Annotated in this window: 24 protein-coding genes and 1 tRNA gene; 16 read left to right on the forward strand and 9 right to left on the reverse strand. The window is 66.7% G+C overall.

Annotated features, from left to right (window positions below; genetic code table 11):
- The first annotated feature begins 47 nt into the window (after positions 1-47).
- Complete coding sequence (locus ACFFIO_RS07720) at positions 48-1,469, forward strand: NAD(P)/FAD-dependent oxidoreductase (protein ID WP_378041003.1); 1,422 nt, start codon at positions 48-50, stop codon at positions 1,467-1,469.
- Between the two features lie 70 nt (positions 1,470-1,539).
- Positions 1,540-1,613: transfer RNA gene (locus ACFFIO_RS07725), tRNA-Leu, on the forward strand.
- 65 nt (positions 1,614-1,678) lie between these two features.
- Here the strand turns inward: ACFFIO_RS07725 and ACFFIO_RS07730 are convergent.
- A complete protein-coding gene (locus ACFFIO_RS07730; RefSeq protein ID WP_378041004.1) occupies positions 1,679-2,803 on the reverse strand; it encodes a tyrosine-type recombinase/integrase in 1,125 nt (374 codons plus the stop codon).
- A gap of 701 nt (positions 2,804-3,504) precedes the next feature.
- On the opposite strand from ACFFIO_RS07730, the gene ACFFIO_RS07735 reads away from it, so the two are divergent.
- From ACFFIO_RS07735 to ACFFIO_RS07795, 13 genes are all read left to right on the forward strand, one after another.
- On the forward strand, positions 3,505-3,708 hold the full coding sequence (locus ACFFIO_RS07735; protein WP_378041005.1) for a helix-turn-helix transcriptional regulator: 204 nt from the start codon (positions 3,505-3,507) through the stop codon (positions 3,706-3,708).
- 139 nt (positions 3,709-3,847) lie between these two features.
- Complete coding sequence (locus ACFFIO_RS07740; RefSeq protein WP_378041006.1) at positions 3,848-4,099, forward strand: hypothetical protein; 252 nt, start codon at positions 3,848-3,850, stop codon at positions 4,097-4,099.
- Between the two features lie 43 nt (positions 4,100-4,142).
- A complete protein-coding gene (locus ACFFIO_RS07745; RefSeq protein WP_378041007.1) occupies positions 4,143-4,913 on the forward strand; it encodes a hypothetical protein in 771 nt (256 codons plus the stop codon).
- Positions 4,910-5,236 carry a hypothetical protein gene (locus ACFFIO_RS07750; protein ID WP_378041008.1) on the forward strand — a complete coding sequence of 109 codons (327 nt, stop codon included), beginning with the start codon at positions 4,910-4,912 and terminating at the stop codon, positions 5,234-5,236. The genes ACFFIO_RS07745 and ACFFIO_RS07750 overlap by 4 nt, the downstream gene beginning before the upstream one ends.
- Positions 5,218-6,042 (forward strand): sigma factor, encoded by an 825-nt coding sequence (locus ACFFIO_RS07755; RefSeq protein WP_378041009.1) that lies wholly within the window; start codon positions 5,218-5,220, stop codon positions 6,040-6,042. Before ACFFIO_RS07750 ends, ACFFIO_RS07755 begins: the two co-directional genes overlap by 19 nt.
- 602 nt (positions 6,043-6,644) lie before the next feature.
- Positions 6,645-6,881 (forward strand): hypothetical protein, encoded by a 237-nt coding sequence (locus tag ACFFIO_RS07760; protein ID WP_378041010.1) that lies wholly within the window; start codon positions 6,645-6,647, stop codon positions 6,879-6,881.
- A 471-nt stretch (positions 6,882-7,352) separates the two neighbouring features.
- Entirely contained in the window at positions 7,353-7,595 is a 243-nt protein-coding gene (locus ACFFIO_RS07765; protein ID WP_378041011.1) for a hypothetical protein, read from the forward strand.
- A 46-nt stretch (positions 7,596-7,641) separates the two neighbouring features.
- Positions 7,642-7,926, forward strand: a complete 285-nt coding sequence (locus tag ACFFIO_RS07770; RefSeq protein ID WP_378041012.1) for a glutaredoxin family protein — start codon at positions 7,642-7,644, stop codon at positions 7,924-7,926.
- Between the two features lie 125 nt (positions 7,927-8,051).
- Positions 8,052-9,524, forward strand: a complete 1,473-nt coding sequence (locus ACFFIO_RS07775; RefSeq protein WP_378041013.1) for a MinD/ParA family ATP-binding protein — start codon at positions 8,052-8,054, stop codon at positions 9,522-9,524.
- Between the two features lie 100 nt (positions 9,525-9,624).
- Positions 9,625-10,608 carry a transglycosylase SLT domain-containing protein gene (locus ACFFIO_RS07780; RefSeq protein ID WP_378041014.1) on the forward strand — a complete coding sequence of 328 codons (984 nt, stop codon included), beginning with the start codon at positions 9,625-9,627 and terminating at the stop codon, positions 10,606-10,608.
- Positions 10,609-10,617: 9 nt separating this feature from the next.
- Complete coding sequence (locus ACFFIO_RS07785; protein WP_378041015.1) at positions 10,618-11,328, forward strand: hypothetical protein; 711 nt, start codon at positions 10,618-10,620, stop codon at positions 11,326-11,328.
- A 31-nt stretch (positions 11,329-11,359) separates the two neighbouring features.
- Positions 11,360-12,058, forward strand: coding sequence for a hypothetical protein (locus ACFFIO_RS07790; RefSeq protein WP_378041016.1), 699 nt, complete (start codon positions 11,360-11,362; stop codon positions 12,056-12,058).
- A gap of 1,137 nt (positions 12,059-13,195) precedes the next feature.
- The gene (locus ACFFIO_RS07795) at positions 13,196-13,606 is read left to right on the forward strand and encodes a four-helix bundle copper-binding protein (protein WP_378041017.1); all 411 of its coding nucleotides are present in this window, start codon (positions 13,196-13,198) and stop codon (positions 13,604-13,606) included.
- Between the two features lie 77 nt (positions 13,607-13,683).
- Here ACFFIO_RS07795 and ACFFIO_RS07800 read toward each other — a convergent pair whose 3' ends face one another.
- Genes ACFFIO_RS07800 through ACFFIO_RS07820 form a run of 5 tightly spaced genes read right to left on the reverse strand, consistent with a single transcriptional unit; the run spans position 13,684 to position 18,948 of the window.
- On the reverse strand, positions 13,684-14,394 hold the full coding sequence (locus tag ACFFIO_RS07800) for a DUF305 domain-containing protein (RefSeq protein WP_378041018.1): 711 nt from the start codon (positions 14,392-14,394) through the stop codon (positions 13,684-13,686).
- Between the two features lie 43 nt (positions 14,395-14,437).
- A complete protein-coding gene (locus ACFFIO_RS07805) occupies positions 14,438-16,627 on the reverse strand; it encodes a copper-translocating P-type ATPase (RefSeq protein WP_378041019.1) in 2,190 nt (729 codons plus the stop codon).
- A 50-nt stretch (positions 16,628-16,677) separates the two neighbouring features.
- Positions 16,678-17,013, reverse strand: a complete 336-nt coding sequence (locus ACFFIO_RS07810; RefSeq protein ID WP_378041020.1) for a heavy-metal-associated domain-containing protein — start codon at positions 17,011-17,013, stop codon at positions 16,678-16,680.
- Positions 17,014-17,071: 58 nt separating this feature from the next.
- Positions 17,072-18,247, reverse strand: coding sequence for a HAMP domain-containing sensor histidine kinase (locus tag ACFFIO_RS07815; RefSeq protein ID WP_378041021.1), 1,176 nt, complete (start codon positions 18,245-18,247; stop codon positions 17,072-17,074).
- A complete protein-coding gene (locus ACFFIO_RS07820) occupies positions 18,244-18,948 on the reverse strand; it encodes a response regulator transcription factor (protein ID WP_378041022.1) in 705 nt (234 codons plus the stop codon). The genes ACFFIO_RS07815 and ACFFIO_RS07820 overlap by 4 nt, the downstream gene beginning before the upstream one ends.
- A 161-nt stretch (positions 18,949-19,109) precedes the next feature.
- On the opposite strand from ACFFIO_RS07820, the gene ACFFIO_RS07825 reads away from it, so the two are divergent.
- Entirely contained in the window at positions 19,110-19,739 is a 630-nt protein-coding gene (locus ACFFIO_RS07825; protein ID WP_378041023.1) for a CueP family metal-binding protein, read from the forward strand.
- A 464-nt stretch (positions 19,740-20,203) separates the two neighbouring features.
- Here ACFFIO_RS07825 and ACFFIO_RS07830 read toward each other — a convergent pair whose 3' ends face one another.
- The 3 genes from ACFFIO_RS07830 to ACFFIO_RS07840 form a co-directional block, all read right to left on the reverse strand.
- On the reverse strand, positions 20,204-21,334 hold the full coding sequence (locus ACFFIO_RS07830) for an NAD(P)/FAD-dependent oxidoreductase (protein WP_378041024.1): 1,131 nt from the start codon (positions 21,332-21,334) through the stop codon (positions 20,204-20,206).
- 141 nt (positions 21,335-21,475) lie between these two features.
- The gene (locus ACFFIO_RS07835; protein WP_188803796.1) at positions 21,476-21,778 is read right to left on the reverse strand and encodes a putative quinol monooxygenase; all 303 of its coding nucleotides are present in this window, start codon (positions 21,776-21,778) and stop codon (positions 21,476-21,478) included.
- Complete coding sequence (locus ACFFIO_RS07840; protein WP_378041025.1) at positions 21,775-22,344, reverse strand: type 1 glutamine amidotransferase domain-containing protein; 570 nt, start codon at positions 22,342-22,344, stop codon at positions 21,775-21,777. The genes ACFFIO_RS07835 and ACFFIO_RS07840 overlap by 4 nt, the downstream gene beginning before the upstream one ends.

Here is a 22,344-nt window from a genome sequence, read left to right on the forward strand (position 1 = left end):
TGTGAAAAATTTCACGAAGTGTGGTGAGCGGGTCTAGGCTGGGGGTCATGGCAATCACTCCGCAGCTGTCCCCGAAGCCCCGTGTCCTCATCGTCGGCGGCGGTTACGCCGGCCTGTATGTCGCCAAGAACCTGGAGAAGAAGGTCAAGGAGCGTGGCGGCGTCGTCACCCTCGTGGACCCGAACCCGTACATGACGTACCAGCCGTTCCTGCCGGAGGTCGTCGGCGGCAACATCGAGCCCCGGCACATCGTGGTGGACCACCGCACCCACCTGAAGAACTCCGAGATCGTCCAGGGCAAGGTCATCAAGGTGGAGCACGCCCGCAAGACCGCCACCGTCCAGACGCAGGACGGCTCCGAGTTCGAGATCCCCTACCAGGACGTCGTCATGACTGCCGGCGCCACCACCCGCGTGTTCCCGATCCCGGGCCTGGGTGAGGCCGGCATCGGCATGAAGACCGTGCAGGAGGCCGTCCAGCTGCGCAACCAGATCCTGGACCGCCTCGAGATCGCCTCCACCATGACCGACGCCGCGGCCCGCAGCCGCGCCCTGACCTTCGCCGTCGTCGGCGGCGGCTTCAACGGCGTCGAGACCATCTCCGAGATGGAGGACCTGATCCGGTCCGTCATCAAGAAGAACCCCCGCCTGGCCCAGTCCGATGCGCGCATCGTCCTGATCGAGGCCATGGGCAAGATCATGCCGGAGGTCGGCGAGGACCAGGCCGTCGAGGTCGTGGAGCACCTGAAGTCCCGCGGCATCGAGGTGCTGCTCAACACCTCCCTGGCCGGCGCCGAGGGCGGCGTCCTCAAGCTCATCAACATGCAGGACAAGTCCGACGCCGGCTCCTTCGAGACCGACACCCTCGTCTGGACCGCTGGCGTGGCCGCCAACGCCGTGGCCAAGCAGACCGATTTCCCGGTCGAGCAGCGCGGCCGCATCGAGGTCACCCCGACCCTGCAGATCTCCGACGGTGACGGCGGGGTCCTCGAAGGCGCCTGGGGCGCCGGCGACGTGTGCGCCGTGCCGGACCTGACCGGTGACGGCCCCGGCGGCCACTGCGTCCCCAACGCCCAGCATGCCGTGCGCCAGGCCAAGCGCCTCGCCGCCAACCTGCTGGCCGTGCGCTTCGGCGAGGGTGCCGTGGAGGAGTACGTCCACAAGTCCCTCGGTGCCGTGGCCGGCCTCGGCTTCGGCAAGGGCGTCGGCAACCCGATGGGCCTCAAGCTCAGCGGCGTCCCCGCGTGGCTGGCCCACCGCGGCTACCACGGCCTGGCCATGCCCACGTACGAGCGCAAGGCTCGCGTGGTCTCCGACTGGCTTCTGTCCGTGGTCTTCGGCCGCGACACCACGCCGATCGAGGGCCTCGAGAACCCGCACAACCCCTTCCTGGAGGCAGCCGGCGGCGAGCTCAAGCCGGGCCGCTTCGACAACCCGAAGGTGCTGGAGTCCTCGAAGTCCTCGAAGTAGGTTTCGAAGTACGCTTCGGCTCCATGGCGGCCCGGTACCCTTGAGGGGGTCCGGGCCGCTGTCGCATCTGGCCCCCATAGCCCAATTGGCAGAGGCAGGAGACTTAAAATCTCTGTGTTGTGGGTTCGAGTCCCACTGGGGGCACTCCTAGAAAAGGCCGCTACTCCCTCGAGATTCCGGGGGAGTAGCGGCCTTCATGGCTTGCCAGATCAGTCGCTTGCCCACGTTTTGCCCACAATCTGCGCCGAAACAGCCTCATCCAGCCGGTCGGCGACGGCATTCAAATCGTCTTCGAACAGGTCCGCGTAGACGTCCAGCGTCATTGCCGCGGAGCTGTGCCCGAGCATCCTCTGCACAGCCTTGACATTCGCGCCGGCCGACACGGCGAACGAGGCCGCCGTGTGTCGGAGGTCGTGCGGCGTGACCCGTGGTGCTCCGGCATCGTGGAGCGCGGCTGAGAACCACGAGTCTCGGGCTCGAGTCTCCGCGTCTGCCCCGCTGCGCACGCGAGGCTGCCGCAGGAACTGTCCGTGATGCCCTGGAAACACCAGGGCATCCGAGCCCTTGCCCTCACACTGCTTCGCCAGGCGCTCTGCCAGAAAGCGAGGGAATGGCACTGACCGCCGCTTGTGACCCTTCGGTGTGCCGACTTCGAACACTCCGGCGACTTCTACGGCGTTCCGCTCCACTAAAATTCTGCGACGCAGCATGTCCAGATGCTTCACTTGGAGGCCTGCGGCTTCGCCCCAACGCAGGCCGCAGTATGCAAGCGTGAGAACCAGCTCAGGGTGTTTCGACGCCTCCGCGATGTCGTGTACTTGGCGGTGTGACAGATACACGTGAGGCTTCTTGGCCTTCCGCGGCAGCTTCACTCCTCGGGCAGGGTTCGTCAGCAGGCGCCGATCGTCGACTGCGTCATCCAAGATCGATGCCAGCACTCCGTGTGCCCGAATCACGGTCGTCGGCGCTCGCACTCCGCCGAGATCCGCCACCCACTGCTGTACGGTCGTTCGTCGAATGTCTGAGACCGCGACGTTGCCCCAGCGTTTCTCCACGTGGACGTGCCAGGCGCCCACTACGGGCCGCAAGGACGAAGGCTTGAGGTGTGATTGCCTGCCCAGCCATGCCGGACCGAGTTGCCCCACTGTGGTCCTGGAAGCGGCCGTGTCGATGTACTCGCCCCGTAACTTCGACACCTCAACGGTGGCCGCAAATGCCTCCGCGTCCCGCTTCGTACGAAACCCTCGTTTGTCTGTACTACGGTGTTCCGGCGTCCGATACCGCACCCGGTACCGGCGCCCGGCCTTCGTCTCGTATGCCTCAACGGTCGCCACGGTTCCCGGCCTCCTGGGGTGGCTCCTGCTTTTGCAAACGCTCGATGGTCTCCGTCGCTTCTCGCAGAGAGCGCAGAACCTCATCCACAGGCGGCGCCTCGTCTGATTGGCTTGTGGCTCTTTCGCCACTCTCAATTCGATGGAGGGGTGGCCGAACTCGGTTCCTGAAGTCTGCGACTTCAAGTTGTGCACGGAGCGCATTTTCCAATGCGCTGTCTGAGGTGGGCGCGGGGGGCCGGAGAGTGTTGATGCCGTCCGCCCATCTCCAGAGTTCGTCGAAGCCGACCGAGCCAACTCCAGTTGCCTCCACTGGCACGCCTCTGTCCTCGGCCGGTAGCAATAGTGCCGCTGGGTTGACGTTTAGAGCCACCGCTAGGGCCATGAGGTCGTCAACATCTACACGACGTTCACCGTCTTCAATTCGCCGCAGGCCGAGTGTGGGAATGGGCCGTCCAAGCTCGGCGAGCTTTTCTGAAAGCTGCTTGTACTGCATCCCTCCGCGCAGCCGGGCGACATTCGATCGCACAGTCTGCCCCGTAGGTCCGAGTGGATTTCTCTTGTTTGATGCAGGTTCGGCCATGGACACCATTTTGACACATCAAGATGATGGCCCACTTATCCTCTTGCAATCCATCAAGTGCATGCCTAAGCTATCAACATAAGTGCTAAGAGATCATGATGAGTCATATGGAGGAAGCGTGATGGAAGAAGATCAGCTATACAAGCCCGGCCCTACTGCAGAGTATCTGGGCAGCACGGTGAATACCTTGGCCTACTGGCGGTATGTAGGACAGGGGCCGGCTTTCATCAAGATCGGTCGCAATGTCAGTTACCGCGGGAGCGATGTGAAGGCATGGCTCGAAGCCCAGACCCGGACCCGCACGGGAGAGCACGCCAGTGCTTGAGAAGTGTGAAGTCACACGCCAGCGGCAACGTGGCAGACAATGCGGCAAGGACCGCCAGCACGAGAAAGGGCGTCCGCACACGTCTGGGGAGACCTGCGAACGCCCTTCGGAACCAGCCACCAATCAGGAGTCCGGAACCATGACCTATTCTACCGCGACCGAACATCTGGGTATCACCCCACCCCCCGGCTTCACCCTAGACCCCTGCGGCCGTACCGCTTATGGCCCTCGGTCGGGGGACGTGTACTCGATCTGGACGCCTACCGGTGACGTTGAGGTGGTGGTCCCCGAGGATGCCACTGGGGGGCACCGCTTCGCCGCTGCCCGTGAGCTACGTGACGACCTCGATGTCGTCGTCGTGGCCCTGGGCATCCTGGGGCTGACGACGTGACCGCGGCCTCACACTGGAACGGCGGAGCCCAGGAGTGCCGCTGATGGGTGCGTCCAATGCCCTGTTGGTCTCCAACTATTGGAAGCATCTGGGCCACCGCGACCACCGCCTGCTGACCTTCATGGCACTGGTTGCCCTGGACTCTGGCACCCCGCCGGTCTACTTCGGCGGCTGGCAGGCCGGAGCCCGGCACCTCGGCCTGAATCCGGAGGCGAGCCCGGACAGCGCCGCCGAGCAGTTCCGTCGGGTGACGGCCAGCCTGAAGCGTGCTGGTGCCATCGTCCCGAACGGCGTTGCCCGTCAGGGCAGTCGGGCCGAATACGCCCTGGCCCTGGATCCGATGACGACGGCGGCCCCGACAGTCACCCGCGGTGCCACCGGGTGGCCGGTCACCATGTGGTCGGTTGTCCACAGGCAGGACCCGCGACCTCAGTCCAGCCCCACCGAAATGGTGCCCCTCAGCCCCACCGAAACGGTGCCCCACCAGCCCCACCGTTTCGGTGGGTTGAGCCCCACCGAAACGGTGCCCCCTAGGAGGACTGAGGAACCACTACAGGAATACAGCGAGGATGAACTGGTTGAGTCCCAGCCACCCTCACCAGCGCCTGTGGAAAACTCCGGCGCACAGACGGTGGACGGGGTCAACACGGAAACTTACGCCGCAGCCAGCGCCTTCCTCCAGGCCCGGCCGATGCAGCACCTGGCCCTGATGGAACGCGCCGCGGCCAAACTCGGCCCGGAATGCTCCGTTCGCCGCCAGGTCCTCACTGCGGCCTCACTCGCAGGCTGGCAACCGAAAGCGGCCGTGGCATGAGCACCCGGAAGCCGCCCGCCGTGCAGTCCCCGCTGCCGGCCACCGTCACGGCCCTCCCGGCCCCGACGTTGGAGCACCGCACCCGCGACCTGCTGCACACCCTGAACGCCGCCGGCACCACCGCCACCGACACCCAAGTCCAAGCCCTCGCCGAGCACGGCATGACAGGGGCGGGCTGCTGGACCCACAGCCTGGCCCTACCAGACCTCGACCAGGCCGCCCACCAGCACTTCAGCATTGCCCGACTCGCCCAGCACCTCGCCGAGCAGTCCAACATCCGGGCCACCCGGAAGGAGACCACCCGATGCACACAATCCAGGTAGACCTCGAGACCATCCGGCCCGTCGTCGCGGCCATGGTCCGCCAATACGGCGGACCCATCCAAGACATCGACGACCTCCTCCAAGACACCTGGCTATCCCTCCAGACCGTGAACTTCGACCCGGCCCGAGGCGACTGGCCCACACTGTGCCGCGTCGTCGCCCGACGCCGAGCCCACGACCACTACCGGCGAACCGCCAGCCACGGCTTCCAATGCAACGGCGGCAAAGCCGACAGCCTAGAAGCCATCACCGCCGCCCGCGGCGACACCGCCGTTCACGGAAGCGTGAACGACGACACCCGCCGCGTAGAGGCTGCTGACGAGCTCCGGCACGTGTTGGGCGTCCTGCACCTCGTCCAGGACGCACTCGGGACGGATGAGCACCGGGTGGAGACCTTTCTGCGCTTGCACCTGGTCTACGACGGAGACACCACGGCGGCCAGCGCAGACCTCGGCATCTCAGCCGATGCCCTCCGGGCATCCTCCCGCGAAGTCATCACCATGGCCCAAGTCATCCGCGCCGCGCTCGATGCTCCCGACAACGCCCGGTCCATCGTCGACACGGCAGCCAGCGTGCCCAGTGCGATCGGCCGGCACGCACTCGCGTACCTGGGCGCTGCACTGGAGGCTGGAGGCGTCACAGCCGTAGACGCGCACGACTTGGCTAAAGTCACCGGGGCGCCATATAACACCACTCGGCAGTATTGGGCACGCATCCGGGACCTGGCGAGGGTCGCGGCGTGGACCTTCGAATACGGGGGCCGCCCTGCAATGGACCAGGACCAGCTATTCCCCGGGGGCCTGTGATGCTCTCCCGGTTCCGTCGATCCCTCCATGTCTCCCAGCGACATCCCCGCAAGGGCCGCAAGGCCCGCCAAGCGTGGATCCGTCAGTCAGTGGACGCCACCCTGCCCGACGCTATAGCTGATCGGGTCCCGGCCTGGGTCAGCACCCGACGCGGGCGGGCAGTCTTAGCGGTTCTCGCCGTGACCGTCCTGCTCGGCTGGGCACTGCTCTTCCTGCTCCTCCTGCTCTGACCCGGTAAGGCACTTCCTGCGCTCCCTTGTTTCCCCCACAGCGCAAGGGCGCTTGCGCCGCTGCGGAACACGTCATCCGAAGCGCAGCGCGTAGGCGAGGGGATCGCCAACTGAATTCAAAGTTGACCGTCTGTCTTGGCGATATTTCATGGAGTTTTCCGGCTGTGAACCGAGCAAGAACGTTGCCAATCTCGCCGGTCGTGTTCACTGCACCCATCCACTTACGACGCCCATCGGCCAGGCCTCCTACACCTAGAACCCTCTCCCGTCCATCCACTCGTCGAAGCCAACCGGGGCTTGCTCGGGGCGCTAGCTTGTCCGTGGCCGGTGAAAGCGTGGGGACCTTCACAAGATCGAACAAGGGAGGCCGTCATGATCTGGCTTTACATTGTTGCTTTCGCCGCGGCTGCGACCATCCTGGTCTCGTTTGCCACTCGCCCTGTCGGCTTCACGCTGGCTCTAGTCCAGATCCTGGCGTTCTTGGCTCTGGCCTTTGGGCTCTTCGGTTGGTTCGCCATTCTTCAGGACCAGGTCTTCCTCTGGTACATCGGCGTTGGCGGTGGCATCTGGCTGCTGATCACGGTGCTGCGTAGGGCTGCGGCATCTTGAGGTGATTTCTACACGGTGGGCCGTTCTCTGGGGTGTCAACAATCTGAGAGGGCGAACGCATCATTCTCTGCCGCCTTCTCCGTGCCGTCTCACCGGAGACCGAAGCGAGCTCGAATGAACCACGACGAACTATGGCCAGTGCTCCTCCCCGAGCTGCCGTCTCACCGCTCCCTGATGAGGGTCCGTGTGCACAGGCCACGACATTGCTCGGCTCCTTTCCGATGCGTTCAAACAGGACACACGCCCCGGCGGGCTGACTGTTCTTGTGCTGGTCTTGCCTACACCGGGGAGCCGTTCCGCGACAAGCGCCAAGACCGGCTCCGAGAAGGTCATTGCCGGAGTCGCCCCGAGCTTCGCCGTCGAAGACGGGATTGGCCCGGCAGGGACCTTAGACGGTCCTCTTTCTGTTCACATCGACACACATCGTTGCCGGCGTGTCCGAACTGGTGGCATCCGAGCAAAGGAACGTCCATGGTCATCGCGAAAATGTTCAAGAACACGCTTCTACCTTCGGCCACGCCGAGACCACGGACCTCAGCCCAGTTCCGGCCGGCCAACGCTGAACAAGTCATCGAGGCTGCGAAGTCGTTGACTCGTGCCGGGTGGTGGTTGAGCAACCCGACGGATAAGGGTCTTGACGTCGAGGACCTCATGGCACTTACCACCGCCACCATCGCCGCGCACAAGCCTGCTGTCACCGAAGAACTGTTTTGAGGCCACCTTGACCATTCAGTCAGCACTGTTCCCCGCGGAGGACAACATGATCACCGTCAACGGCACCCAAGCCTGCGTCCAATGCGCGGCGGCTACCCGATTTCTGGATAAGAGGGACGTCCCTTACGAGTTCATTGACCTGGATGAGAACCAGGCAAAGCTCGCCACACTTCGTGCTGACGGATTTCAGCAGATACCGGTCATCGAGACTCCCGGCGAACGGTTTACCGGTTTCAACCCGAACCGCCTCGAGAAGGCCGTTGCCGAGGTGCGCGCGGCCACGGCTACCCAGGCGGTGGCCGTGGCCCCTCCTGGACGTGAGATCTCCTGACCGCTTCGGCCATCCACACGATGCGTGGTCGGTCACCGATGGTCAGCGGCAAGTCCTGTGGTACACGCCGGGCCAATAACCACCGAACCTGTCGTGACAGACTTTCGAACTGAAGGAGACTAACCATGACTCCGGTCAGCGCCCTGACCCTCACCGCCAAGGTGACTCTGATCGACAGAACCGGTACCCGCGTCACTGCTGGGAGCCTGGCCGAGGCGATGTCACTGATCGCTGGACGGTCACACCAATCCACTCCCGTGCTGGCACTGGCCATGCGGCACGAGTCCGACTCCAGTTTTGAGCCGGGACGATGGGCCCTGGACGCGGGCCAACTAGCTCCAGCCCCGGTCTCTGAGGTCGCGGACTACTTGCTGGAATACACGGACTGGCAGCTGGTTGACGCCGCTGGCCGCCTGTCTCCGGTAACAACAACGGCCACTTTGGAGAGTGTTGGCCAGGCTGTCGCAACAAAGGCCGGCCACGAAGTGACTATTGCGAGTGACCTGCCCGGGGTTCTTCCCCACAAGTACACTCCGGCCTCCAACGCCGTGCAACGCATCGAACAAGAAGGCAGAGGTTTCGCAGACGCGCACGACGACGCAGCCTTAGTCGCCTCACGCTGGGTGCCGCACGTCGACGAAGACATGCCGACATTGCTGCACGAAGAGCATCCGGTATCGACGGCGCAGGCCTTCGCGACGCGCACACAAACCCGCAGACAGCTCCTGGCCCCGGCCCGGAGAGGATGGCAGGGAACAATCAACTATGCCCTGGGCTTGTCCCTCGCTCCCGGTGCGGCTGAACGGCACACACGCAGCCTTCACACCACCATCCAGCAGGGACTGGCCGGCCACCGCACCGCCGTCGTCGTAAACATCAAGGGCGGGGCCTCCAAGACCACCGCAACCTACCTCCTCGGAGCCACCCTCGGCCGAATCCGGGGCGGCATGATCCTGGCCTGGGACAATAACGAGAACTCCGGCAACTTGGCCGACCGCGCCCTGTCGGCAGCCCATTCCCACACGGCACTGGACCTGCTGGAACGCATCGAGGACTTCACCACCCCCGAACACGCCGACCAACTGGCCGGCTACGTGCGTCCCCAGGGCGACAACAAGTTCCACGTATTGGCCTCCCAGAACGAAGCGGGCAACAAGGAGGTCATCGACGCCAGCGCGTTTCGGATGATGCACACCGCACTGCGCCAGTTTTACGGTCTTGCCATTGTGGACACCGGGAACGCTTCCACTGCCCCCACATGGCAGGCAGCCATCGATGTCGCTGACGTGCTGGTCATCGCGATCTCCAATAAGGAGGACGCTGCCCGCCGGGCCTTCACCACCATCGATGCACTGCGCAACCAGGGATACGCCGACAAGCTCACCAACGCCGTGGCCATCGTCACCCAACCACGTACTGCTTCACCACAGCGCCTTCAGGACATCACCGACACCCTCACAGGCCTCGTCCGCGCCGTCGAGGTCATACCCTTCGATCGCGCCCTCGACGACGGCGGACAGATCAACTGGGAGGCTCTTTCGGCCGACACCAGGCAGGCCTACTTGAGGGCCACTGCCCACGTCATTGAGGGGATGTAACCCCCCGATGCTCAACAAGGCTGCCGCTTTCACCGGCCTTGTCGGTCTGAGTCTGGTGGGGCTGGTCCTCGGTACCGTCATGCTTCTCCTACCATTGGCCGTGAGCACCAGTCCGGCCACCGCCGGTGGCGTCTGCCGGCCCGCAACGGGAACCGAGCCCATCCCCAAGCAGTACCGGCAGGACATCGCCGACGCCTCTGCCAACTCCGGCATCCCACAGGCCATCCTGGCCGCCCAGATCGACCAGGAATCAGGGTGGGACGCCAACGCAGTGTCCCCGGCCGGGGCGCAGGGGATGGCCCAGTTCATGCCCGCCACTTGGACCGGGTGGGGCAACGGGGCCGACCCCTTCGACCCCCACGCCGCCATCGCGGCGCAAGGCCGATACATGAAGCATCTCCGCACCCAGGTCTCTGCCCTCGCCGAAGACGAAGACGAGGCCCTCCGGATGACCCTTGCCGCCTACAACGCCGGGCCCGGTGCCGTGGCAGAGCACGATGGCGTTCCGCCGTTCCAGGAGACCCAGCAATACGTCCAGAGCATCACCAATGCCGCAGGCAGCAGCAGGAGAGCCGACGTCTGCGCCGCCCTGGCCGCCATGAAGCTCGAGGGAGTCGGAGAAGACGACTACCCCTATCGTCAGCCCGCCGGCGTCGACGGCTGGGGCCATCCCCGCAGCGTCTTCGGGCACACCCAGCGCCAGTGCACCGACTTCGTGATGTGGCGTATCAACCGGGCCATGGGATGGACCCCCGATCAAGGCGAGCCACCCTTCACCTTCGCGTCACTCGGAGTGAACTATGGGCCCGGCCAGTCCGGAGCCGGTTCCTGGAAGGACATTCTCACCGGGGTCGATGGCATCACCTTCCACGCCGATACCCCTCAGCCCGGAGACATCGCCTGGTGGGGGTACAACGACATCGGTGGCGCCTACGGCCACGTCGGCTTCGTTGCCGCCGTCCAGAACGACACCGCCGTCATCGAGCACTACAACCTCGACACCCCCAACGCCTACTCCGTGACCACCACCCCCATCGGCGACGTCCCCGGATACATCCGCATCACCCCGAACACTCAGGAGTGATCCGCCTCCATGCGATCCACCCGCTCCACACTCGCCCTCACCGCCGTAGTTGCCGTGGGCCTGCTGATCATCGTCGGGTCCATCGTCCTGTTCGTCTCAGGCATCTCATTACCCGAATCGGCCGCGAGGAAGACGCAGGCATCCGAGTCGGCCACCACCACGCCCACAGGCCCAGGCAAACCTTCACCAACTCAGTCCTCCATACCGTCCTCGACGTCACCGCCGACGACTAGACGTGCCTGGCAGACCAACGAGCCAGCCAGCACTTCCAACGCCACCGGGTCGCCGGCCACGTCTTCGTCCTCGCCGGGCGGCCTGAGCCGGCAGGGAATGACTGCCGAAGAACTGGTGACGACTGCGGCGCGCACCATGACCACCTGGGACACCACAACCGATCAATCGCCGACCGACGCATACCGCAGGGCCCTGCCCCTATTCGTTCAGGAGTACGAGAACATCTTCGTCGTCCCGACCAAGCCAGTGTTGCCGCCGGACTGGTGGGCCGCAGCCGAGCACGACGCGACCAGCACCCCCCGAGTACAGATCACCGACACCTACCCCCACGGCGAAGCCACGCTGTACTACGTCGTCGTCCACTGGTCCTGGGAAGCCGACAACGACTTTGAACTCAATGCCGGGCCGAAGTACATGACATTCCAGGTCAGTCAAGACGACACCGGATTCGTCATCGAGAACTGGACCGAAGAACAGCTCCAGTGACACCATGCCCATACCGGCCGGAAGGATCACCGTGATCAAGGACCAGCAGCCATCTGGGGAACTGGATAAGTACCTGGCGTGGCTGATCTTCGAAAACAAGATCGACATCGATCCGCACGGCTACATCGGCCAGTGGACCCGCGAACAGTGGGCAGCCGCGCTAGAGGTCCGAAACGCCATCACCGCCGCCGACCATGCGGTTTCCGGGACCGGTGACTACCTTCATCCGACGACCTGCGTGCCAGAATGGCTGCGCGACATCCTCAACGCGACTTGGTTTCGGCATCCGGGTTCCGACCCCGCACCGCACTGGCTCACCAGTATCGACCATCGGATCGACTGGTTCGCTCTGGCCGATGAGCACCCCCAGCTTGTCTTGGAAAATCCTTTCACCGATCTGATCACGCCAACGATGATGCGCGAGGCCGTGGACCTGGCACGGACGAGAGGTGCTCAGGCCGTCATTCACGCCGATGTAGGTGCTGGGCGGGATAGCGGGACCGTCATTTGTGGACTGAGCGCGCTCTACGTTGCCGACGACGTTTCCACTCTGGTGGTAGACATTGCCGAGATCTTTGGTGGCATCACCCCCTACCCAACAAGCGGCTCAGGATGCATGCCCGCGCTCAATACCGCTATCAGCCCCGACACGGTGTACTACGCGTGGGAGTGGTCCGGCATGTCTTGGCCAGACCGGTCCGACGATTCCTCAGCTGGGTTCTCCGTCTGAATCACGCTTAACGCCAACGGTCTGGCGTCCGTTGGCCACCAGCAGGTTCACGACTTCAAGCACAGAATTCTTTTTTTTGGGGGGGGGGGGGGGGGGGGGGGGGGGGGGGGGGGGGGGTGCAGGTCGCCGCCCTTGGCCGCCAACGTCGCGAATGTGCATTCAGCCGTCGCGCTCGGGACAGCATGGTCTTGGACGACAGTGCATGCGTCCCATAAGCAACAGGACGGCAATCGGCATGCGCGGTGCTGGGGCTACCCGCCCTCTATTGCAGGTCGCCGTCAACCGGCCTCTGCTGGCCCGGGTCTTGCACCCACCGCCAGGACGACCAGGGCTGGCCTGGGCGCTGGTGCGGTTGGGAACGAATTCGAAGCGTCACGAAATTGCCCGGTACTCACCGCGGTCGTGGATCCGGATGAGTTCCCATCGCCCGGATGTCTCGTGCCGCCGGAGCTCGATGGTGTGAAGGGGCGCCCGCTGGCTTAGCTGTACCTGAAGCTGCCAGACCTCGTGGTCTACCAAGCCAGCGCCGCGGCCTCGTTCGGCCCGATGCTCTTCAGTCCACCATTGGCGTCGCTCGTACCAGTGCAATGGCTCGGCGGCCACGGTGTAAACCCGACCCTCGATCTGTACTCGCATCGGCATGCCGGCGGTGGTGAGCTGAACGGCGACTGACTTCGTGACGGTTCCCAATTTCTCTGCCCCAATAGTTGCGTGTCTGGCCGCCTGGGAAAGTGCGGCTGTTGACGGCGGTGGGAAGCGCCGTGTTCGAAGGTACTGGAGACCGCGGACAAGCTGAGTTGAATCGCCCCTGGCCGTCAGTTGCGGAAGTCGACGGCCGGTAGGGGATCTGGTTGCGGGACGAACAAGACCAACTAGGCTTGGCCGTGTCCGAGCGCCCGCTGTAGGTTCCGCTTGCGGGGCCGTAACCCGGCTGGCCATCGCTCGTCAGTGCGACCGCCACGAAGCGCCCGAAGAATCCCGCCATTTACTGACGAAAGGCACGCGTTCGGGAATCTTCATGGGATCTTCAAGGTACGGCGTCTTCATTCCGTCCCCGGCTGCCTCCTACGGTGGGTCGCGTGGCGGCCCGGTTGCGGCCGGTCCGTCTGACCGATTGGACCGACGAAGGAGGATGTTATGACCCATCACGTGAGTTCAATGCTGGAGACCTACCCGAAGGACGTGGGGAGCATCGACCGGCAGAAGCTGGCCGAATGCATCCAGGCCTGTTTTGAGTGCGCCCAGACCTGTACCGCCTGTGCCGATGCGTGCCTGGCCGAGGACATGGTCGCCGAGCTGAGGCAGTGCATCCGGTTCAACCTAGACTGCGCCGACATCTGTGCCGCCACGGGCCGGGTGCTGTCCCGGCAGACCGGCAACAACGTGGAGACCACCCGCGCCCTGCTCGAGGCCTGCCGGACCGCGTGCAAGACCTGCGGGGACGAATGCGCCTCCCACGCGGACATGCACGAGCACTGCAAGGTGTGCGCCGAGGCCTGTCGGCGGTGCGAACAGGCCTGCGCCGAACTGCTCGCCTCCCTCGGCTAACACCGCCCATGGACCATAGGGAAGGGGGCCCGTTCGCTGGACGGGTCCCCTTCCCTATGGTGGTGTGGACGTGCCGCTCAGGAAGCAGGCAGCTCCTGGAGCATCTGCTCCATCTGGGTGATCTCGGCTTCCTGGTCGGTGATGACCTGTTCGGCCAGGGCCACGGCCTGGGGGTTCTGGCCGTTGTCGACCTCGCCCTGGGCCATGTCCACGGCCCCCTTGTGGTGTTCGATCATGCCGTCCAGAAACAGGCGGGCGGCCTCGTCGCCGGTGGCGGCCTCGAGCCGATCCAGGTCCTCCTGGCTCATCATCCCGCTCATCCCGGACCCGGAGCCGTGGTCCATGCCGCCCATGTCATCCATGTCTCCCATGCCCATGGGCTCCCGGCCCCAGGCGCTGAGCATGGCGTTCATGCGGTCGATCTCCGGGCCCTGGGCGGCCTTGATCTGCTCGGCCAGTTGGCGGATCTGCGGGTCCTGGTCCTGCTTGGCCAGCATGATCTCGCTCATCTGAATCGCCTGCTGGTGGTGCGGGATCATCATCTGCGCGAACATCACGTCCGCATCGTTGTGCTCGGCGGAGATTTCCTCCGCCGCACCGGTCGCGGTACCGGTCGCCGGGTCGGACGCGGTCGCGGTATCGGTGGCAGTGGCCTCAGAGGTGGCCGGCGCTGAACTGGTGGCAGTGGTCTCGGAGCCGGCGTTCTCGTCTTCGGTGCCGGTGGCGCAGCCGGTCAGGGCCAGGGCGGAGGCCAACGTCAGGGCGGCCAGGGTGGTGGTCTTGTTCATGGTGGGTGCCTTTCTTCGTGGGTTGGGGTCGGGGAACTCGGTGTCAGCGGGCGGGGACGGCCGCGGGCTGCCCGGCCGGGCGCCGGTCCCCCGTGGAGGGAGGGGCCAGACGGGCCGGGTCCAGGTCGATCCGGCGCAGCAGCTGGGCGTTCAGGGCCACCACGATGGTGGAGGCAGACATCAGGATCGCGCCGACCGCGGGGGAGAGAACGAACCCGATCGGGGCGAGCACCCCGGCGGCCAGCGGCACGGAGATCACGTTGTAGCCGGTGGCCCACACCAGGTTCTGGACCATCTTGCGGTAACTGGCGTGGGACAGTTCGATCATGGACAGCACGGCCCGGGGGTCGTTACCGGCCAGCACCACCCCGGCGGACTCCATGGCTACGTCGGTGCCGGCGCCGATGGCGATGCCGACCTCGGCGCGGGCCAGGGCCGGGGCGTCGTTGACGCCGTCCCCGACCATGGCCACGCTCAATCCCCTGGACTGCAGCTCGGTGACCTTAGTGTCCTTGTCCTGGGGCAACACCTCGGCGAACACCTCGTCGATACCCAGATCCCGCGCCACGGCCTCGGCGACCTGGCGGGCATCGCCGGTGATCATCGCGACCTTCACCCCCCGGGCGTGCAACGCGGCGACGGCGGCCCGAGACTCGGGGCGGACCTGGTCCTCGACGGCGATCGCGCCGATGACGGTGCGGTCCTTCACCACGTGCAGCACCCCGGCCCCGCGGTCCGTCCAGGACCGGATGTCGACAGTGAGGGCCTCGGGGGTGTCCAGGGCGAGCTCGCGCAGCATGTTCGGCCCACCGACCAGGACCTCGGCCCCGGCCACGGTGGCCTTGACCCCGCGCCCAGTGGCGGCCTGAAACCCGGTGCCGCGCAGGCCCAGTCGGATGGCCTCGGCATGGTGCGTGGCGGCCGTGACGATGGCCCGGGCAACCGGGTGCTCGCTGTCGGCCTCGGCCGCGGCAGCGTAGGCCAACAGCTCGGCCTCGGAAATGCCGGGCGCCGCGGCGACACCGGTGACGGCGTGGGCACCCTCGGTCAGGGTGCCGGTCTTGTCGAACAGGACCACGTCGATGGTGCGCATCCTCTCCAGGGCCATCCGGTCCTTGATCAGCAACCCGGCCTTGGCGGCGCGCTCGGTGGAGAGCGCGATCACCAGCGGGATGGCCAGGCCCAGGGCGTGCGGGCAGGCGATCACCAGCACGGTGACGGTGCGGGTGACCGCATCGGTGGGCTGGCCGATCACGGTCCACACGATCGCGGTGATGACCGCCGCGCCCAGGGCGAACCAGAACAGCAACGCCGCGGCCCGGTCCGCCAAGGCCTGGGCGCGGGAGGAGGAGTCCTGGGCGTCGGCGACCATCCGCTGGATCCCGGCCAGGGCGGTGTCGGCACCAACGGCCTCGATGCGCACCCGCACGGTGTTGTCGGTGGCCACGGTCCCGGCCACCACTCGCTCCCCGACGGTGCGGGTCACGGCCCGGGATTCACCGGTGATCATCGACTCGTCGAACTCGGCCGTGCCCTGGACAAGGGTGCCGTCGGCGGGCACCCGGGCCCCGGAGCGGACCAACACGGTGTCCCCGACCGCCAGCTCACCGATCGACACGGTCACGGGGACGTCGCCGTCGTCGGGGATCTTCTCGGCCTCCTCCGGTAGCAGCTCGGCCAGGGCGTCCAGGGCGGAGGACGCCGCGCCCAGGGCGCGCATCTCCATCCAGTGGCCCAGCAGCATGATGACCACCAGCAGGGCCAGCTCCCACCAGAAGTCAAGCATCAGGTCCCCGATGCCCAGGGAGGTGACCCAGGAGGCGAGGAAGGCCACCGTGATGGCCATCGCGATCAGCAGCATCATCCCGGGCTGGCGGGCGCGCAACTCGGTCAGCCCGCCCTTCAGGAACGGGGCACCGCCGTAGAAATAGATCACGGTGCCCAGCACCGGGGCGATCCACGCCGAGCCGACGAACTGCGGGACGTGGTAGCCCAGCAGCTGCCCGACCATGTGGCTGAAGAACACCACCGGGATCGACAGCACCAGCGAGACCCAGAACCGGTTCTTGAACATCGCGGTGGAATGCCCGGCGTGCTTGCCGTGGTCGTGGACCTGGTGATCCTCGTCCAGCGCCGAGTGGGCATGGCCCTGCGGCATGGCCTGCCCATGCGTGTCGGCATCCGCAGGGTGATCGTGTTGGCCGTGGCCGTGGCCGTGGTCGGGGGTGCTCATGTTGGTCCTTCCGCGGGGGCCCCTCTCGCGGGGCCAGGTATTCAGGGGAGTCAGGAGGCCGGTGTGTAACCGGCCTCCTCGATGGCCGCACGCACGGCCGCGGGGGCCACCGGGCCGGTCACGGTGACGGTGGAGACCCCGCCGGGCACCAGGTCCACGTCCACCGTGGCGACCCCGTCCAGGGCGGAGAGTTCCTCGGTGACCGAGGTGACGCAGTGCCCACAGGTCATGCCCTCCACCGGGTATGTGGAGATGCCGGCAGGGGCGGGCGCCCCGGTCACGCCGGGTGCCTGCACCGTGGTGGTGGCAGTGGACTCGGCGGCGGGGGCGCAGCAGGCGCAACCGGTGGTGGCCATCGGCAGCGGGGTGCGGGTCGTGTCCTGCATGGGGTGCTCCTCGAAACTCGTGGGCGCCGGCGGGGATTGCCGGCTCTGTATACGCCCCCTAGGGTATATACCCCTGGGGGGTATCTGGCAAGGGCGTGGTGGCGCCGCCGGGGGTGCCAGTCAGTGGGCGGTGGTGGCGCGGGAGGTCGGCGGTGAAGGTCGCGCCGCGGCCGGGGCCGTCGGAGGCGGCGGTGAGGGTGCCGCCGTGGGCCTCGACCAGGGCGCGGGCGATGGCCAGGCCGATCCCGGAGCCGCCGTGGTCGCGGTCGCGGGCGGTGTCGCCGCGGTAGAAGCGTTCGAAGATCTGCGGCAGGTGCTCGCCGGCGATGCCCTCGCCGGTGTCGGTGACCGTCAGGGCCAGGCGCCCGGGCCGGTGTGCGGTGGCGCGCAGGGTGACGGTGCCACCGGGCGGGGTGTGGCGCAGCGCGTTGGTCAGCAGGTTGCCCAGCACCTGACCGATTCGTTGCCGGTCCACTTCCGCGGTGCCAACGTCGGCAACCTCGATCCTCAGGCCGACGCCCTTGGCGGCGAAGGCCTCGCGGTGGGCCTCGGTGGCTTCGGCGAACAGCTCGTCCACGGCCAGCTCGGCGCGGTCCAGGATCATGCGGCCTTCCTGGGCGCGGGAGACGTCGTGGATGTCCTCGACCAGCCGGCCCAGCCGCCGTAACTGTCCGGCCATCAGCTCCCCGGTGTCCTGATCCCAGGTGGCGACCCCGTCTTGGAGGGCGTCGAGGTAGACGGTGAGCACCGAGACCGGGGTGCGCAGTTCGTGGGCCAGGTCTGAGAGCATCCGCCGGCGGGTGTCCTCGGTGCGCTCCAGCCGGGTGGCCATGGTGTTGAACGCCCCAGCCACCGCCTCGACCTCTGCCCCGGCGCCCAGGGGCGGGACCCGGGTGCCGTAGCGGCCGGAGGCCATGCCCAGCGCCGCGGTGCTCAACCGGTCCAGCGGTCGGCGGATGCGCCGCGAACACCACGCGCTGACCAGCAACGCACACACCAGGGCGGTGCCCAGGGCCACGCCCAACACGATGAGGTTGGCCTCCCGGTAGGCCTGTTCGGCGTGCACCAGCTCCGCCGAACCCTCAGCGCGTCCGGCCATCACCAGGTGGGTGTGGAAGATCGGTGGTCCGGCGACTACCGCCACGACCACCGCGGCCAGCAGGCTGACCGCGACCACCAGCAACTGGGCGGCCAAGAAGCGACGGGCCAGGCCGGGTCCGTGGCCCCGGCTCACCGGGCCACCATCCGGTAGCCAACCCCGCGAACGGTGTCGATATAGCGTCCCGGGTCCTCATCGAGCTTGCGGCGCAGGTGCCCGATGTGCACGTCCACTAACCGCTCGTCCCCGACCCAGGCCGGGTCCCAGACGGTGTCGATCAACTGCCGGCGGGTCAGTACCTGGTGCGGCCGGGCGGACAGGGCCGCCAGCAACTCGAACTCGGTGCGCGTCAGCCCGACCGGATCCCCGCCCACCCGGACCTGGTGGGCGGCCACATCCACCGTCAGCTCCCCGAACACCCGGGCCGGTCCGGGGTGCACGGAGGTGCGCGGCCGGCGCAGCACCGCGGCCACCCGGGCGATCAGCTCGCGCACGCTGAAGGGTTTGGTGATGTAGTCATCGGCGCCGGCGGCCAGCCCGGCCAGCTTGTCCTCCTCGTCCCCGCGGGCGGTGAGCATCAGCACATAGCAGTCCGAGAACTGCTGCAGCCGCCGGCACACCTCGACCCCGTCCAGTCCCGGCAGCCCCAGATCCAGCACCACCACATCCGGGGCCCCGGCGCGGACGGCCTCCAGCGCCTCAGGGCCGGTGTGGGCCACCGTCGCGTCATAGCCGGCACGGGCCAGGTAGGTGGCGACCATCCCGGCCAGGGGCTTCTCGTCATCCACCACCAGTACCCGCCCCGCCTCATGGGCAGGACCACTCCCAGGTTCCATGCCACCAGTCTCTCCCCGCCCAACCAGTCCAGACCCCGAGGCAGGCCCGGGTCGGGGCAATCTTCGCGAAACCTTCAAACACTCCGCCTCGGCCACCCCGGCCGATCGGGGCAGAATGGAGGGTTGGTCCTCGCGATGAGCCGCGAGGCGGAAAGGACCCCGTGACCACCCTGACCCGCAGAACCCTGCTCACCGGCGGCCTGGCCCTGCTCGGCACCAGCACCCTGATCGCCTGCGCCCCCCAGGCCCAGCCCCCGACCTCGACGGCACCCGACACGGCCGGCACCGCCGGGACCGCGGACGCCCTCGATGAGAAGGCCCGTCAGCTGCTGTCCGCTCATGGCATCCAGGCGGCCACCGCCGAGGACGCCGTCACCGCCCTGGACCGGGTGCCCCAGCAGCGCCCCCTGGCCCTGACCGGTTCCGTCGGTTACGACCAGGTGGTCCTCGCCGACGACGCCGAGCAGGTCACCGTGCCCCTCACCGGCGGGCGGTTCTACCTCTCCGCGGCGCCCTACCGAACCCAGACCCACGAGTGCTACTACCACAACCTCGGCGGCTGCCAAGGTGAGCTCGTCGATGCCCCCACTCACCTCACCGTGACCACCGATACCGGTCAGATCCTCGTCGACGAGGACACCACCACCTACGCCAACGGCTTCACCGGGGTCTGGATCCCCCGGGACCTCACCGGCACCGTCACCATCACCGCCGAGGGCACCACCGCCAGCACGCCCTTCGACTCCGGACCCGACGGACCCACCTGCCTCACCACGCTGCACCTGACCTGAACCACCGCGCATCCGGGGAAGCCGTGTCGACAGGGTGCCGTCGAAAACTTCCTGCAAGCCCAGCGGAGGCACGGGCATCCGAGGGTCTTTGGCCCACCACAGCAGCAGGTCTCCAAAGCAGCGGGCGGACCTATCCGTCCAAAAGAGAATCTCCTTGTGGGCGGTGTCAGCACCGCCCCTGGCATGTCGTGCAGCCGGCTCCTGATGCTGCCGTCGACTTCCGAAACTGACAGGCGTCGCCAGGACGAAACGCCAGCGCGTAAATTTCTACCCTGCCTCGTAAGGGGATCCCGCTGCGGCACCTCCGCGTACCGATCCTCACGATGAAGACACCCCATGACAAGGTGGTTGAGCCTGTGACTGTTGTCCAGCCGCAACTTTTGGGTTGACCCAGGGCGGGCTGCCGTTGTCCTCGACGAGGAGACGTTTACCCATTGAGTGCGTCCGTTCTGGGGTCAGGCGAACTATCGCAGGGCTTCGCCGAGGCGAGCGGCGGGCGTGAGGTCGGCGGCGAGACCGCCGCCGGTCGCAGCCCGGGCAAGAGCGCGACCCAGCGCAGGTGCCTGCTTGAACAGATTGTGACCGGCCACAAAAATGACAGAGTCTGCCTCCCACACGGCCACGCCGTCCTCGCTCCATGGGAGGTCGGTCACCCAGCAGTGAAGGAAGTCGCGCGGCTCTGGGTGGAGACCGGGCAGCGCCCGTGTCACGTATTCGCGTGCGCGTTCGTCCAGCGATCGAATCGCCGCAGGGTCGATGAACGTTCCGTCGTCGCGGACGCCGACGGTTTCGCTGAGTCCGACCGAATAGCTGCTGTTGCCCGGTAGCGGCGTCGCGTAGACGCCGACTTCGCCGAAGACGCCGCTGCTGTCCTGCAAGCACGCAACTCGTGCCGGGGCGGCGGCTTTCACGTCGAAGGTCAGCCGGACGTGTGCGGCAAGGCGAACCGGCAGCGACAGGCCGACGCTGCGTGCCAGGCGGGCGGTTTCGCGGCCGGCGCACACGACCACCTTGGAGTAGACAGCCCGGTCGGTGACGCTGCGCACCTCGACCGTCCCGTCGGCGCGGGGATCGATGGAGATGACCTCACCGGTGGTGACCGCATCTGCGAGGGCACCCGTGAGTGCCGTGATCGCGGCGCGAGTGCGGATCGCGCCGCCCGACTCGTCGAGCACCGCTGGCCCCGAGTACCCAGCGAGCAGGGGCATCCGCTGGGCGACCTCGGCCGCGTCGATCTCGCGCACTTCCACGCCGCCGACCTGGTCGAGCACCCGCAGCCGCGCCAGGGCGCTGTCTCCGATCGCCAGGACACCGTCTGAGGAGACCAGCTCGACGTCGAAGTGTTCGGCCCACTCATCCCATACGCCCCGGCTTTCGCGCGCGAAAGCGACGAGTCGCGGGTCGTCGTGGGCATGCCGGAAGATCCGCGCCTCGCCTGCGGACTGACCCGTCCCGGGCAGACCAGCCTCGTACAAGCGCACCGGCACGCCCTGCTCCCGCAGCGCGTACGCCGTCGACAGACCGACGATCCCGCCCCCGATCACTGCTACCTCGGGTGAACGCGTCGTGGCAACGCCGTCGTCAGTACCTGTCATCGCGGTTCCTCGATCTGTTGGTGATGAGCGATAGACCGCAAGAGAAGGGGCCGCTGCCACGACGTCAGCGGGCTGTGTAAGCCCGAAGTCACCGCGCGCAGCGACCCCTCCTCTCTGGGCCAGTACTCCCGGTCTGTGGTGTCAGGCGGGGAGTTTGGAGCCCAGTACGTCGAGCTTCTCGATCGTCGGTTCGGAGAACAACGCGCCGGTCTGCTCGCCGAGAGCCACCGCAACAGGGCCGGACAGGTGGGCGTCACGTCCGGCGTCATCGGGGAACACGTCGAAGATCCCGAACGAGGTCGGCCCGAGGCGGATCGCGAACCACGCGGTGGTCGCCTGCTCGTCCTCAACGAGCGCACGGCCGCTGTCAAGGAACTCCTTCACGTCGTCCTCCTTCCCGGGCAACGCGTCAAACCTGACCAGCAATCCCTTGGTCACACTCATGACTTCTCCTCTTCTTTTGTCGGGGTGCCCGCGAGTTGGGACACTATCGCCTCGGAGAACGCCGGCAGGTCCTCCGGCGAGCGGCTGGTGATGAGATTCTTGTCGACCACCACGTCCTGGTCGACGACGTCGGCGCCGGCGTTGCGCAGGTCGGTGCGAATGCTCGGGAACGACGTCAGGGTGCGGCCGGCGGTCACGCCAGCCTCGATCAACGTCCACGGCCCGTGACAGATCGCCGCCACTGGCTTGCCGCTCTCGACGAAGTCGCGGACGAAGGAAACGGCGTCCTTGTCGACCCGGAGCTGGTCGGGGTTCACCGTGCCGCCGGGAAGCAGCAGGGCGTCGTAGTCGCCCACCGAGGCGTCGGCGACCAGCCCGTCGACGGTGAACGTGCCCGCTTCATCCAGGTCGTTCTTACGGGCCTTGATCTCGCCGTCGTGGATCGAGAGGACCTCGGTCTGAGCGCCCGCGCGGTCCAGTACTTCGCGGGGTTGCTCGAGCTCAACGCGTTCGACTCCGTCGGCGGCGAGGATCGCGACCCTCTTGCCCTGAAGATCTGCTGCCAT

The sequence above is a fragment of the Citricoccus parietis genome (assembly GCF_042433045.1).
Taxonomy (GTDB): Bacteria; Actinomycetota; Actinomycetes; order Actinomycetales; family Micrococcaceae; genus Citricoccus; species Citricoccus parietis.